The sequence below is a fragment of the Pseudomonas sp. 1L-B-1-E-C1 genome (assembly GCF_057291835.1).
This window is the reverse complement of record NZ_JBXAWN010000007.1, coordinates 93,115-107,228: the sequence shown is the minus strand read 5'-3', so window position 1 is coordinate 107,228 and position 14,114 is coordinate 93,115. Positions and strand designations below refer to the sequence as shown.

At 60.9% G+C, this 14,114-nt stretch carries 11 protein-coding genes; 7 read left to right on the top strand and 4 right to left on the bottom strand.

Annotated elements, in window-relative coordinates; all coding sequences use genetic code 11:
- Window positions 1-146 precede the first annotated feature (146 nt).
- Both pobA and AC0Z4S_RS13885 read left to right on the top strand, forming a co-directional pair.
- Entirely contained in the window at window positions 147-1,340 is a 1,194-nt protein-coding gene (gene pobA, locus AC0Z4S_RS13890; RefSeq protein ID WP_485623417.1) for a 4-hydroxybenzoate 3-monooxygenase, read from the top strand.
- 78 nt (window positions 1,341-1,418) lie between these two features.
- Window positions 1,419-2,936, top strand: coding sequence for an MDR family MFS transporter (locus AC0Z4S_RS13885; RefSeq protein ID WP_485623416.1), 1,518 nt, complete (start codon window positions 1,419-1,421; stop codon window positions 2,934-2,936).
- A gap of 84 nt (window positions 2,937-3,020) precedes the next feature.
- On the opposite strand, the gene AC0Z4S_RS13880 is transcribed toward AC0Z4S_RS13885, so the two are convergent.
- The 4 genes from AC0Z4S_RS13880 to AC0Z4S_RS13865 all read right to left on the bottom strand — a co-directional run bounded on the left by AC0Z4S_RS13880 (window position 3,021) and on the right by AC0Z4S_RS13865 (window position 6,955).
- A complete protein-coding gene (locus tag AC0Z4S_RS13880) occupies window positions 3,021-3,869 on the bottom strand; it encodes a cache domain-containing protein (protein ID WP_253504936.1) in 849 nt (282 codons plus the stop codon).
- A gap of 129 nt (window positions 3,870-3,998) precedes the next feature.
- Window positions 3,999-4,856 (bottom strand): ATPase, encoded by an 858-nt coding sequence (locus AC0Z4S_RS13875; RefSeq protein ID WP_485623415.1) that lies wholly within the window; start codon window positions 4,854-4,856, stop codon window positions 3,999-4,001.
- Window positions 4,857-4,972: 116 nt separating this feature from the next.
- Window positions 4,973-5,965, bottom strand: a complete 993-nt coding sequence (locus tag AC0Z4S_RS13870; RefSeq protein ID WP_485623414.1) for an NAD-dependent epimerase/dehydratase family protein — start codon at window positions 5,963-5,965, stop codon at window positions 4,973-4,975.
- A gap of 102 nt (window positions 5,966-6,067) precedes the next feature.
- Window positions 6,068-6,955: a LysR family transcriptional regulator ArgP gene (locus tag AC0Z4S_RS13865; RefSeq protein ID WP_485623413.1), complete on the bottom strand. Its 888-nt coding sequence runs from the start codon at window positions 6,953-6,955 to the stop codon at window positions 6,068-6,070.
- 96 nt (window positions 6,956-7,051) lie between these two features.
- Here AC0Z4S_RS13865 and AC0Z4S_RS13860 point away from each other — a divergent pair, with 96 nt between their 5' ends.
- From AC0Z4S_RS13860 to AC0Z4S_RS13840, 5 genes are all read left to right on the top strand, one after another.
- On the top strand, window positions 7,052-7,654 hold the full coding sequence (locus AC0Z4S_RS13860; RefSeq protein ID WP_016773432.1) for a LysE/ArgO family amino acid transporter: 603 nt from the start codon (window positions 7,052-7,054) through the stop codon (window positions 7,652-7,654).
- Window positions 7,655-7,830: 176 nt separating this feature from the next.
- A complete protein-coding gene (locus AC0Z4S_RS13855; RefSeq protein WP_016773431.1) occupies window positions 7,831-8,427 on the top strand; it encodes a superoxide dismutase in 597 nt (198 codons plus the stop codon).
- 329 nt (window positions 8,428-8,756) lie between these two features.
- Entirely contained in the window at window positions 8,757-10,808 is a 2,052-nt protein-coding gene (locus tag AC0Z4S_RS13850) for a putative bifunctional diguanylate cyclase/phosphodiesterase (RefSeq protein ID WP_016773430.1), read from the top strand.
- Window positions 10,809-11,025: 217 nt separating this feature from the next.
- Window positions 11,026-12,384 carry an imelysin family protein gene (locus AC0Z4S_RS13845; protein WP_485623412.1) on the top strand — a complete coding sequence of 453 codons (1,359 nt, stop codon included), beginning with the start codon at window positions 11,026-11,028 and terminating at the stop codon, window positions 12,382-12,384.
- 275 nt (window positions 12,385-12,659) lie between these two features.
- A complete protein-coding gene (locus tag AC0Z4S_RS13840) occupies window positions 12,660-14,087 on the top strand; it encodes a di-heme oxidoreductase family protein (RefSeq protein ID WP_485623411.1) in 1,428 nt (475 codons plus the stop codon).
- Window positions 14,088-14,114 lie beyond the last annotated feature (27 nt).

Genomic DNA, 14,114 nt, shown 5'->3' with positions numbered 1-14,114 from the left:
GATAATCGCACCGATTGGCAGAATGTACAGGTATCGGCTCAGTTTTCACCTTCAATTGACAGACCCGCAAGGGAAAAATGCAAGCACTCGATCCATAAAATCATTCACCGGCGATTGCTGCGTGAAGCTTGCGAGTCATAAAAACAATGAAAACCCTGAAAACCCAAGTCGCCATTATTGGCGCCGGTCCTTCCGGACTGCTCCTTGGCCAGTTGCTGCACAACGCTGGCATCGACACCCTGATCCTCGAACGCCAGACCCCTGATTATATTCTCGGGCGCATCCGTGCCGGCGTACTTGAACAAGGCATGGTAGAGCTGCTGCGTCAGGCCGGGGTCGGGCAGCGAATGGATGCCGAGGGACTGGTCCATGGCGGTTTCGATCTGGCGCTGGACGGTCGCCAGGTGCACATCGACCTGCACGCGCTGACCGGCGGCAAAACCGTCATGGTCTACGGCCAGACCGAGGTCACCCGCGACCTGATGGCCGCTCGTCGGGAGGCCGGGGCGCCGACTGTTTATCAGGCGAACAATGTCGCTCCCCACGGCATGAAAAGCGACGAAGCTTTCGTCACCTTCGAAAAGGACGGTGAAAGCTGGCGCGTCGATTGCGATTACATCGCCGGGTGCGATGGCTTCCACGGCGTCGCGCGGCAATCGATTCCTGCCGATTGCCTGAAGATCTTCGAACGGGTCTACCCGTTCGGCTGGCTGGGCATTCTCGCCGACACCCCGCCGGTTCACGACGAACTGGTCTACGCCCGCCACGAACGCGGCTTCGCCTTGTGCAGCATGCGTTCGGCCACGCGCACACGCTATTACCTGCAAGTACCAGCGGATGAAAATGCCGATGACTGGAGCGATCAGCGTTTCTGGGATGAGCTGAAAAAACGCCTGCCGGCCGCCCTCGCGGAAAAACTGGTGACCGGCCCTTCGATCGAAAAGAGCATCGCGCCGCTGCGCAGTTTTGTCGTCGAACCGATGCAGTACGGCCGGATGTTCCTGGTCGGCGACGCCGCGCACATCGTCCCGCCCACCGGCGCCAAGGGCTTGAACCTGGCCGCCAGTGATGTCAGCACGTTGTTCGATATTCTGCTGAAGGTGTATCGCGAAGGTCGCACTGATCTGCTGGAAAAATACTCGGAGATCTGCCTGCGCCGGGTGTGGAAAGCCGAGCGGTTTTCCTGGTGGATGACGTCGATGCTGCATCGCTTTGACGAGCACGATGAGTTCAGCCAGCGCATCAGCGCTTCGGAACTGGACTATTTTGTCAGCTCGGAAGCGGGGCAAAAAACCATTGCAGAAAATTACGTCGGGCTCCCGTACGAGGCTATCGAATAGCCTGCTACCGACTTACACTGGTGAGCATCCCCGCTCGCCTGACGATCTGCGGGACTTCACTGCCCGCAGGTTTTGCCCGTGACCAATCTCAATCACCCTGAAACGCCCAAACCGGCCATTCGCAGCGTGCTGGTCGCCCTGATGATGGCGATCTTCCTCGGTGCGCTGGACCAGACCATCGTCGCCGTGTCGATGCCGGCGATCTCCGCACAGTTCAAGGATGTCAGCCTGCTGGCCTGGGTGATTTCCGGTTACATGGTGGCGATGACCGTGGCGGTGCCGATCTACGGCAAGCTCGGCGACCTGTACGGGCGGCGCAAACTGATGCTGTTCGGCATGGGCCTGTTCACCCTCGCTTCGCTGTTTTGCGGCATGGCGCAAAGCATGGAGCAACTGGTGCTGGCGCGGATTCTTCAAGGCATCGGCGCCGGCGGCATGATCTCGGTAAGTCAGGCGATCATCGGCGACATCGTCCCGCCGCGTGAGCGCGGGCGCTATCAGGGTTACTTCAGCAGCATGTACGCCGTGGCCAGCGTCGCCGGCCCGGTGCTCGGCGGCTACATGACCGAATACCTGTCGTGGCGCTGGGTGTTTCTGATCAACCTGCCGCTGGGTCTCGGCGCGTGGTGGGTAGCGCGGCGCAACCTGCGCGGCTTGCCGATTCCGCAGCGCAAACCGGTGATCGATTACCTCGGCACGGTGCTGATGATCATCGGCCTGACTGCGTTACTGCTCGGCATCACCGAAGTCGGCCAGGGCCATTCATGGCGCAGCAGCGAAGTGCTCGGCCTGCTCGCCTGCGCCGTGATCGTACTGGCGCTGTTCGTCTGGCATGAGCGCCGGGCACGCGAGCCGTTGCTGCCAATGCACCTGTTCGCCAACCGCAATGCCCTGCTGTGCTGGTGCACGATTTTCTTCACCAGTTTCCAGGCCATCTCGCTGATCGTGCTGATGCCGCTGCGCTTTCAAAGCGTCACCGGCGCCGGCGCCGACAGCGCGGCGTTGCACTTGCTGCCGCTGGCGATGGGCTTGCCGATCGGCGCCTATTTCGCCGGCCGCCGTACCTCGGTTACCGGACGCTACAAACCGCAGATTCTCACCGGGGCGATCCTCATGCCGATCTCGATTCTCGGCATGGCCTTCAGTCCGCCACAAGCGACGCTGGTAAGCGGTCTGTTCATGTTGCTCAGCGGCATTGCCGGCGGCATGCAGTTCCCGACCTCGCTGGTCGGTACGCAAAACTCAGTGGAACAACGCGACATCGGCGTCGCTACCAGCACCACCAACCTGTTTCGTTCACTGGGCGGTGCGGTAGGCGTGGCGTTGATGTCGGCGCTGTTGCTCGCATTGCTGCACGATTCCAGTTTCGCCCACCTGGCGAGCAGTTCGCTGATCAGCGAGGGGCACACGGGCAACGTCCTGCTCGATGGTTTGAACGCCGCCCCGGGGGATGCACAGAATGCCTTGCGCGCGGAACTGCTGGTGACCTTCCGCCATCTGCTCTGGGTCAGTACGGCGGTGTCGCTGCTGGGGCTGGCGGCGGCGATTGCCATGCCGAACAACCTGCTGCGCGGGCGCGAACACGGCGTCCGCTGACAGCAAAGATCGCAGCCTTCGGCAGCTCCTACAGAAGAACCCATTCCCATGTAGGAGCTGCCGAAGGCTGCGATCTTTTGATCTTCAAGGGCTGTAATAGCCCACCGCGACGAGGAAATGCCCGACCTTTTTCAGGTACGCATGCTTGTCCTCGATCTTGCCGGTCACCGGGTTTTTCCAGCGGTATTCGTATTCGCCTTCGTCCTGCTTGCCGATCAGCGCCAGAATCGGCTCGCCTACCGGTTTGCCTTCCGGGTCCTTGACCTTGCCAAAATCAGTGTTGATCAAGCGCAGATTGGTGCCGTGGGCGACATAACGCTGGTTGTTCAGATCGACCACGAACACATACAGGTCATCCTGCAGGTAACCGCCCTTGAGCGAGTTGATCGCCGTCAGCGTGCCCTTCTCGTCCTTGGCCAGATCCGTTGCGGCTTTGTCGAGCAATGCCTTGGCCTGCTCGGCCGAGGCCCGTGGCAAGTAGTAACCGACCGCGAGAATGCGCTGGCCGACGCGCTGATAGAACACATGCTTGCGCTCGACCTTGCCGTCGGCCCAGTTCTGCCAGCGGTATTCGGCCTGCTGGATGCCGTTGCCTTCCGGCACCTTCAGCGCGTCCTTGAACGCCTTCTGCAGATCCGGCCCGAGCACTTCGCTGACATCCCGGCCGATCAGCGCCGATGAAGGCCCGCCACTGGCAAGCATGACGCCCTTGGTGTCGAGGACGAACACGTAGCGATCCTTGTCGACGAACTCACCCTGACGGCTGAATGCGGCGAAGGCCTTGTCGCCATTGTCGTGGTAGTAGGCCAAGGCTTTTTCCAGCAGGGCGATGGCGGCCTGACTGTCATCCCTGGCGGCGGTGGCGGCGCTGGCCTGGCCGAAACCGGCCAACAACAGCAGGCCGAGCCAGGCCACTTTATGCAAAAACCCCATAGCGCATCCCTCGTTCTTTTTGGTGTTTCAAGAGCGTAGACGGCTTGCGGTCATGTCGAGATATTCAGAGCGTTTCTGAACATTGCGCCGTGAGGCTGGCGAGAGGGGCCCGCCAGCGTCGATCAGCGTTTAAGGGCGGGAATTGATCTGTTGCTGCAGGTTCTGGATCTGCGCCTGCAAGGTGTTGAGGTTGCGGGTCATCTGCGCGCGGAACGCATCGAACTCGGCGGTATTGCCACCACCCTGCGGCGCTGCCGGGCGATTGTCCTGCTGACTTTTCAGGACGACGATGTCCTGCTCCAGACGATCGATCGCCGCGCTCGGGTTGCCCTGCTTCTTCAGCGCGGCGATATCGGCGCCGAGGCTTTTGAACTGGGCGTCGAAGGCTTTCAACTGCGCATCGACCTTGCTGGTATCGGCCGGTGTGCTTTTGATGGTCGCAAGCTCGGCACTCAGGGCTTTGACCTGCGCCTGCAATTGCGTGTTGGCATTCTGCTGTTCAGTGGTCTGCGCGGTCATCTGCGCCAGCCGCTTGTCCAGCTCGCTGGCCTGACCGGCCACGCCTTGCTGCTGCTTGCTCTGGTCGAGCAACTTGCCTTCAAGCTGTTTGATCTGCAACTTCAACGCTTCGCTGTCGCTGCTGACGTTGCTCTGGCTGGCGACGACCTTGCCGGAAATATCCTGCAGGCGCCCTGCCGCTTCTTCGCTGATGCGCGCAAAGCTTTCCTGGGTGGCGACCAGTTGCTGCTCCATCAGCGAAATCTGCTGGAAGCTCCACCAGGCCAGGCCGATGAAGGCGAAAAACAACGCGCCGACCAGCGCCCACAGCGGCCCGGTGCTGGCGGCCTTGACCTTGACCACGGGCGCGGTGCGCGAATGCACGGAAGTGCGGGGGCCGGGCGCGATGTCATCGTCGTCGAACGGATCGGCGCGCAGACTTGGCACGTTATCGAAATCGTCGTCGTGGGCATCATTTCGCATGGACATTGAGGCAACCTTTGGCAAACGCGGTGATGGCTAAATGCTGCGAAGTATAACCGCCGCAGCCGCAGGCATTGACCCTCAACCCGCGAGGCGGTTCATTGTTGCCCGGCCGAATCGTTTCAACGAATGTCCTGAGCTTTCCACCACGCACAGAACTCATCGAGGGCAGCCCACAGGCTGACTTTCGGGTCGTAGTCGAGATAATGCCGCGCGCGGCTGATGTCCAGGGTGAAATTTTTCTTCATGACCTGCATGCCCAGGCGCGACAGGGTCGGTTCCGGACGTCCGGGCCAGAGCATGCACGCGCCTTCGTTAAGGGCGGCGACGCTGTAGGCCAGTCCATACGAGCGGTATTTGCGCACCTGATCGACTTCCATCCGCCGCATCACGTAGTTGACCACGTCCCACAGCGGCACCGGCGTACCGTTGCTGATGTTGTAGGCCTTGCCCAGCGCCGAGCCAGCCGCCAAGAGGCTGCTGAGCATGGCTTCGTTGAGGTTCTGCACGCTAGTGAAATCGACCTTGTTCAAGCCGTCGCCGATGATCGCCAGCCGGCCCTTGCGCTGCATCTTCAGCAGGCGCGGGAAAATGCTCATGTCACCGGCGCCGGTGACAAAGCGCGGGCGCAGGGCGATGGTTTCCAGACCGAACTCCTGTGCGCCGAAGACTTTTTGCTCGGCCAGATATTTGGTCGCGGCATACGGATGCTTAAAGCGCGTGGGCACTTGCTCTTCGGTCAGAGCGAGATGGTCGCGGCCATCGAAATAGATCGATGGCGACGACAGGTGCACCAGTCGCCGCACCCGCTGCTTGAGGCAAGCCTCGACGACGTTTTCGGTGACTTCGACATTGCCCTGATGAAAGTCCTGATATCGCCCCCATAAGCCAACGGCACCGGCGCAATGCACCACCGCTTCGACGTCACGGCAGAGGTCACGTACCAGATCGGCGTCGGTCAGATCGCCCGGGACAAACTCCGCGCCTCGGCGCACCAGATGCTCGACGCTCTCGGCCCGGCGACCGTTGACCCGCACTTCAAGGCCCTGCTCCAGGGCGAAACGCGCAAAGCGCCCGCCAATAAAGCCGCTGGCGCCGGTAACCAAAATCTTCATCAAAAAAAACTCCAGGAGAACAGTTGCAAGCTTCAGGCTATAAGCTGCAAGTTGAAACGGTGCGCGTACTTGCCGCTTGCAGCTTGACGCTTACAGCTGCTTTCAAGCCACTAGCCACTGCCTGGACGAGCGCAGTAATTGTTCGGTCAGCAGGTTCAGCAACTGGCCGCCATTGCGCCAATGATGCCAGTACAGCGGCACGTCGATCGGTTTATCTGGCAGCAATTCGCGCAGCACCCCGCGTTGCAATTGCTCGCGCACCTGCAGTTCCGGCACCAGCCCCCAACCCAGGCCGGCTTCGGTCAGGCGAATGAAGCCTTCGGAGGACGGGCATAAATGATGCTCGAACGCGCCGTCGACGCCCAACAGCGCCAGGTAGCGATGCTGGAGAAAATCGTCCGGGCCGAATACCAGCGCCGGGGTGCGTGGCAACTGTTCGGCGCGCACGCCATCGGGAAAATGTCGAGCGATGAACGCCGGACTGGCCAGGGCGCGATAGCGCATGGCGCCGAGCAATACGCTACGTGCGCCAGCCACCGGGCGCTCGCTGGCGCACAGGCAGGCGGCCACTTCACCGGCACGCATGCGCTTGAGGCCGACAGTCTGGTCTTCAACTATCAGGTCGAGCAACAAATGCTGCTCGGCGCAGAAATCGCCGACGGCCTCGGCCCACCAAGTGGCGAGGCTGTCGGCGTTGAGGGCAATGCGCAGGCGATCCGGCAAGCCTTCTTCGTCCAACGCCGGCACTACGGATTGCAAGTCGCGCTCGAGCAAACGCACCTGTTGCACATGGTTGAGCAAGCGTCGGCCGATTTCGGTCGGCGCTGGCGGTGTTTCGCGCACCAGCACCGGCTGACCGACCCGCGCCTCAAGCAACTTGATGCGCTGGGAGATGGCCGACTGCGACAGGCCCAGCACCTGCGCGGCGCGATCAAACCCGGCCTGCTCGACCACGGCAGCCAGCGCGGAAAGCAATTTATAGTCGAACATCAGTTTTCCTAATGGGCGATCAGCACTATTGGTTTTTCTTATACAGCGTCACACCGGAGAATAGCCAGCAAGCACCCTCTTTCAAGGATATTTTCCATGTGGCAAAGCTATGTAAACGGCCTGTTGGTGGCGTTCGGCCTGATCATGGCGATCGGCACGCAGAACGCTTTTGTCTTGGCGCAGAGCCTGCGCCGTGAACACCATCTGCCCGTAGCGGCATTGTGCGTGGTGTGTGACGCGATTCTGGTGGCGGCCGGAGTATTCGGCCTGGCGACGATTCTGGCGCAGAACCCGACCCTGCTGGCGATTGCCCGTTGGGGCGGCGCGACCTTTCTGATCTGGTACGGCAGCCAGGCATTGCGCCGGGCCTGCTCGAAACAGAGCCTTGAGCAAGGCGAAAACCAGACCGTGCGCTCGTTGCGCGCAGTCATGCTTAGCGCGTTGGCGGTGACCTTGCTCAATCCCCACGTCTATCTGGATACGGTATTGCTGATCGGCTCGCTGGGCGCGCAGCAATCGGTGCCCGGCGCTTATGTGGTCGGCGCGGCGAGTGCCTCGCTGCTGTGGTTTTTCACCCTCGCCCTTGGCGCGGCGTGGCTGGCACCGTGGCTGGCCCGGCCGAGCACCTGGCGCATTCTCGATCTGGTCGTTGCGTTGATGATGTTCGCCGTGGCCGCGCAACTGATCATCGCCGGATGATTTATTCCTGAAGGCTCTGGAACCTCTATCCCACACAGTTGTTGCGTGGTTAAGGCGCGACCCCGGTGCTATGATCCGAACCCTGCGCCGCAAAGAGTAAAAACTCGCCGGTGCATTTCCGGCCGCCCGTGATCGGCCTTGCGCTCACCGCAACAGACCTGATTAGGAGAATCATCATGGCTTTCGAATTGCCGCCGCTGCCTTACGCACACGATGCCCTGCAGCCGCACATCTCCAAGGAAACCCTGGAGTTCCACCACGACAAGCACCACAACACCTACGTCGTGAACCTGAACAACCTGGTGCCAGGCACCGAGTTTGAAGGCAAGACCCTGGAAGAAATCGTCAAGACTTCTTCGGGCGGCATCTTCAACAACGCCGCTCAGGTCTGGAACCACACCTTCTACTGGAACTGCCTGGCGCCAAACGCCGGCGGTCAGCCAACCGGCGCACTGGCAGATGCCATCAACGCAGCGTTCGGTTCGTTCGACAAGTTCAAGGAAGAATTCAGCAAAACCTCGATCGGCACCTTCGGTTCCGGCTGGGGCTGGCTGGTGAAAAAGGCTGACGGTTCCCTGGCCCTGGCCAGCACCATCGGCGCCGGCAACCCGCTGACCAGCGGCGACACCCCGCTGCTGACCTGCGACGTCTGGGAACACGCTTACTACATCGACTACCGCAACCTGCGTCCGAAGTACGTTGAAGCGTTCTGGAACCTGGTCAACTGGAAGTTCGTGGCCGAGCAGTTCGAAGGCAAGACCTTCACCGCTTAAGCTGCACGCCAGACAAGAGACCCGGCTTCGGCCGGGTTTTTTTATGCCCGGCGCATGGCGTTTGTCGCACGGCAAAAGCAGCTTCGCGCCGTTTGCTGCCAGCCCACAGCCGACTACCATCAGAGACAGGAAAAAATCTTTGACCCGGTGCTCAAGTTGCGGGCAATTGCAACCGACACAGTTGATTCAGAGCTATTACTCAAATGACGACATTGCGGCCAGGATACCGGCGAATTTTCCCGTGCCTGATTGTCCCTTTGACTGCCAACCCGGGATTGCCAATACTCATGGCAACTTGACGCTACCCGCACGGAACAAGGAATAACCCTTTGAAGCTGGAACTCAAGAACAGCTTGTCGGTGAAGTTGCTCCGGGTCGTGCTCCTGTCGGCATTGATCGTAGGCGTAGTCTTGAGCTGCGCGCAGATTGTGTTCGATGCCTACAAGACCCGTCAGGCCGTGGCCGGCGACGCCGAACGTATCCTCGACATGTTCCGCGATCCTTCGACTCAGGCCGTCTACAGCCTGGATCGGGAAATGGGCATGCAGGTGATCGAAGGGCTGTTCCAGGACGACGCCGTGCGTCAGGCCTCTATAGGCCACCCCAACGAAGCCATGCTCGCGCAGAAATCACGCGAACTGCAGCATTCCAACAGTCGCTGGCTGACTGACCTGATTCTTGGTCAGGAACGCACCTTCACCACGCAATTGGTCGGCCGTGGCCCCTACAGCGAATACTACGGCGACCTGAGCATCACCCTCGACACCGCCACTTATGGCGAAGGGTTCATTGTCAGCTCGGTGATCATTTTCATTTCCGGCGTATTGCGCGCACTGGCGTTGGGGCTGGTGCTGTATCTGGTCTATCACTGGTTGCTGACCAAACCGCTGTCGCGAATCATCGAGCACCTCACCGAGATCAACCCCGACCGCCCTAGCGAGCACAAGATTCCGCAGATCAAGGGCCACGAAAAAAACGAGCTGGGCCTGTGGATCAACACCGCCAACCAGCTGCTCGAGTCCATCGAACGCAACACTCATCTGCGCCACGAAGCGGAAAACAGCCTGCTGCGCATGGCCCAGTACGACTTCCTCACCGGCCTGCCGAACCGCCAGCAACTGCAGCAGCAACTGGACAAGATTCTGGTGGATGCCGGCAAGTTGCAGCGCCGTGTCGCCGTGTTGTGTGTCGGACTGGATGACTTCAAAGGCATCAACGAACAATTCAGCTACCAGACCGGCGACCAGTTGCTGCTGGCCCTGGCCGATCGCTTGCGCGCCCATAGCGGTCGCCTCGGCGCCCTCGCCCGTCTCGGCGGCGACCAGTTCGCGCTGGTGCAGGCCGACATCGAACAACCTTACGAAGCGGCGGAACTGGCGCAGAGCATTCTCGATGACCTCGAGGCACCCTTCGCCCTCGACGATCAGGAAATCCGCCTGCGCGCAACCATCGGCATCACCCTGTTCCCGGAGGACGGCGACAGCACCGAGAAGCTGTTGCAGAAGGCCGAGCAGACCATGACCCTGGCCAAGACCCGGTCACGCAATCGCTATCAGTTCTACATCGCCAGCGTCGACAGCGAGATGCGCCGCCGTCGCGAGCTGGAAAAGGATCTGCGCGATGCACTGATTCGCGACCAGTTCTACCTCGTCTACCAGCCGCAGATCAGCTATCGCGACCACCGCGTGGTCGGCGTCGAAGCGCTGATTCGCTGGCAGCACCCCGAACACGGCCTGGTGCCGCCGGACCTGTTCATTCCGCTGGCGGAACAGAACGGCACGATCATCGCCATCGGCGAGTGGGTGCTCGATCAGGCCTGCAAGCAATTGCGCGAGTGGCATGACCAAGGGTTCGTCGATTTGCGCATGGCGGTCAACCTGTCGACCGTGCAACTGCACCACGCCGAACTGCCGCGGGTGGTCAACAACCTGCTGCAGATGTACCGGCTGCCGCCGCGCAGCCTGGAACTGGAAGTCACCGAAACCGGCCTGATGGAAGACATCACCACCGCCGCCCAGCATCTGCTCAGCCTGCGCCGCTCCGGCGCGCTGATTGCGATCGACGACTTCGGCACCGGCTATTCATCCCTCAGCTATCTGAAAAGCCTGCCGCTGGACAAGATCAAGATCGACAAGAGCTTCGTCCAGGATCTGCTGGATGACGACGATGACGCGACCATCGTTCGCGCGATCATTCAACTGGGCAAGAGCCTGGGCATGCAGGTGATTGCCGAGGGCGTGGAAACCGCCGAGCAGGAAACCTACATCATTTCCGAGGGTTGCCACGAAGGTCAGGGCTACCACTACAGTAAACCGCTGCCGGCGCGGGAGTTGGGCATTTACCTCAAGCAGGCGCAACGCAGCAATGCGGCGATTCTTTAAAGATCAAAGATCGCAGCCTCAAAGATCAAAAGATCGCAGCCTCGTTGCACTCGTCAGCTCCCACAGTGCAACGAGGCTGCGATCTTTTGATCTTCTTGCGCAAATAAGAAATATTTCCACCCACGCCTTTACACATAATGCGAAAGATTTGCATTATGTCGCAGTTTTGCGCGCCCCCGGCGCCAGTCCAATCAACTACCGAAGCAGGATGTTCGCCATGATTCGTATGCCTCTGGCTACCGCCAGTCTGCTGGCCATCGCTATTTCCCTCGCCGGTTGCGGCGAAGGCAAGGACAAAGAAAAAGCCTCCGAAATGACTCCGGCTTCCAGCAGCGCTGCTCCAGCCCCGGCGCCGGCCGCTGCCCCTGCTCCTGCTGCCGGTAAAGTTGACGATGCCGCCGCCAAGGCTGTGGTCGCGCACTACGCCGACATGGTCTTCGCCGTTTACAGCGATGCCGAATCCACCGCGAAAACCTTGCAAACCGCCGTCGACGCGTTCCTCGCCAAGCCGAACGCCGACACCCTGAAAGCCGCCAAGGCTGCCTGGGTCGCCGCGCGCGTGCCGTACCTGCAGAGCGAGGTGTTCCGCTTCGGCAACACCATCATTGACGACTGGGAAGGTCAGGTTAACGCCTGGCCGCTGGACGAAGGCCTGATCGACTACGTCGACAAAACCTACGAGCACGCGCTGGGTAACCCGGGCGCTACCGCCAACATCATCGCCAACACCGAAGTGCAGGTCGGCGAAGACAAGGTCGACGTGAAAGAGATCACCCCGGAAAAACTCGCCAGCCTCAACGAGCTGGGCGGTTCCGAAGCCAACGTCGCCACTGGCTACCACGCCATCGAATTCCTGCTCTGGGGCCAGGATCTGAACGGTACCGGCCCTGGCGCTGGCAACCGTCCGGCCTCGGACTACCTGGAAGGCGCCGGCGCCACCGGTGGTCACAACGAGCGTCGTCGTGCCTACCTCAAAGCCGTGACCCAACTGCTGGTCAGCGATCTGGAAGAAATGGTCGGCAACTGGAAGCCGAACGTGGCCGACAACTACCGCGCCACGCTGGAAGCCGAGCCAGGCGAAGCCGGCCTGCGCAAAATGCTCTTCGGCATGGGCAGCCTGTCCCTGGGTGAACTGGCGGGCGAGCGCATGAAGGTTTCCCTGGAAGCCAACTCCCCTGAAGACGAGCAGGATTGCTTCAGCGACAACACCCACTACTCGCACTTCTACGACGCCAAAGGCGTGCGTAACGTTTACCTGGGCGAGTACACCCGTGTTGACGGCAGCAAGCTGACCGGCGCCAGCCTGTCGTCGCTGGTGGCCAAGGCCGACCCGGCCGCCGACACCGCACTGAAAGCCGATCTGGCCGCGACCGAAGCGAAGATCCAGGTCATGGTCGATCATGCCAACAAAGGTGAGCACTACGACCAGCTGATCGCCGCCGGCAACACCGCTGGCAACCAGGTCGTTCGCGACGCCATCGCCGCGCTGGTCAAGCAGACCGGCTCGATCGAAGCCGCTGCCGGCAAACTGGGCATCAGCGACCTGAACCCGGACAACGCCGATCACGAGTTCTGATCATCGCGTCCGCGTCAAAAAAAGGCGACCTTCGGGTCGCCTTTTTCATACCCCATGTTCACAGTCCTCTGTAGGAGCTGCCGAAGGCTGCGATCTTTTGATTTTGATCTTCAAAAAAACAAGATCAAAAGATCGCAGCCTTCGGCAGCTCCTACAGGGGTTTTCATCGGTCTGCAGATTCGCGCTGTATCAAGCAAACGATAATTCCTCTTATTCAAACCCCCTCGCCCTGTTAGACTTTGCGCCTTTGTTTTCGCCCGTTTGCAGGATGTCTGATGCCGTCGTTGCTGCTTCGCTTGTCCGCACTGTTGCTGGCCCTGGGCCTGAGTGCCTGCGATGACGCCCCGCGCTTTACCGAGGCCGAGCCGGGTGAAGCGCGTTCGGGCGGCGCGGCGACTGTGCGCAAAAGCGATCAGAATGCCTTCTCCCTGCCATCGGCCAACCTGCCACCCTCCCGACGAGTGGATTTCAGTGTCGGCAACAGCTTCTTCCGCAGCCCGTGGGTAATTGCGCCGTCGACCACCACCGCGCGCGACGGCCTCGGTCCGCTGTTCAATACCAACGCCTGCCAGAACTGCCACATCAAGGACGGTCGCGGCCATCCGCCGGCCCCTGATGCGACCAATGCCGTGTCGATGCTGGTGCGCCTGTCGATTCCCGACGCGCCGCCCTACGCCAAAATCATCGAACAGCTCGGCGTGGTGCCGGAGCCGGTGTATGGCGGGCAATTCCAGGACATGGCCGTGCCCGGCGTCGCTCCGGAAGGCAAGGTGCGCGTCGACTACACGCCGGTGCCCGTACGGTTCAAGGACGGAACTGAGGTCGAGTTGCGCAAACCGACCCTGCAGATCACTCAACTCGGTTACGGCCCGATGCACCCGGACACACGATTTTCGGCACGAGTGGCGCCGCCGATGATTGGTCTGGGCCTGCTCGAAGCGATCCCCGAAGAAGCGATCCTCGCCAACGCCGCCGCCCAGGCGAAAGAAAACAACGGCATCAATGGCCGTCCCAATCGGGTCTGGGATGACCAGTTGCAGAAAACCGTCATCGGCCGGTTCGGCTGGAAAGCCGGGCAACCGAATCTCAATCAACAGAATGTTCACGCGTTTTCCGGTGACATGGGCCTCACGACCAGCCTGCGGCCATTCGACGATTGCACCGAGGCGCAAACCGCCTGCAAACAGGCGCCGAACGGCAATGGCCCGGACGGCGAGCCGGAAGTCAGCGATAACATTCTGCGCCTGGTGCTGTTTTACAGTCGCAATCTGGCAGTGCCGGCGCGCCGTGGCGTCAACGACCCACAGGTGTTGGCCGGCAAGAACCTGTTTTTCCAGGCCGGTTGCCAGTCGTGCCACACGCCGAAATACACCACCGCCGCCAACGCCGCCGAACCTGAGCTGGCCAATCAGGTGATTCGTCCGTACAGCGATTTGCTGCTGCATGACATGGGCGAAGGCCTGGCGGACAACCGCACGGAATTCCAGGCCTCCGGCCGCGACTGGCGCACGCCGCCGTTGTGGGGGATCGGCCTGACACAAGCGGTCAGTGGCCACACGCAGTTTTTGCACGACGGCCGCGCACGCAATCTGCTCGAAGCGGTGCTCTGGCATGGCGGCGAAGCGAGCGCTGCGCAGCAACAGGTTTTGTCTTTCAATGCCGAGCAGCGCGCTGCGTTGCTGGCATTTCTGAACTCACTTTAAATACTGAAAACGCATCGGGAGCCCGAC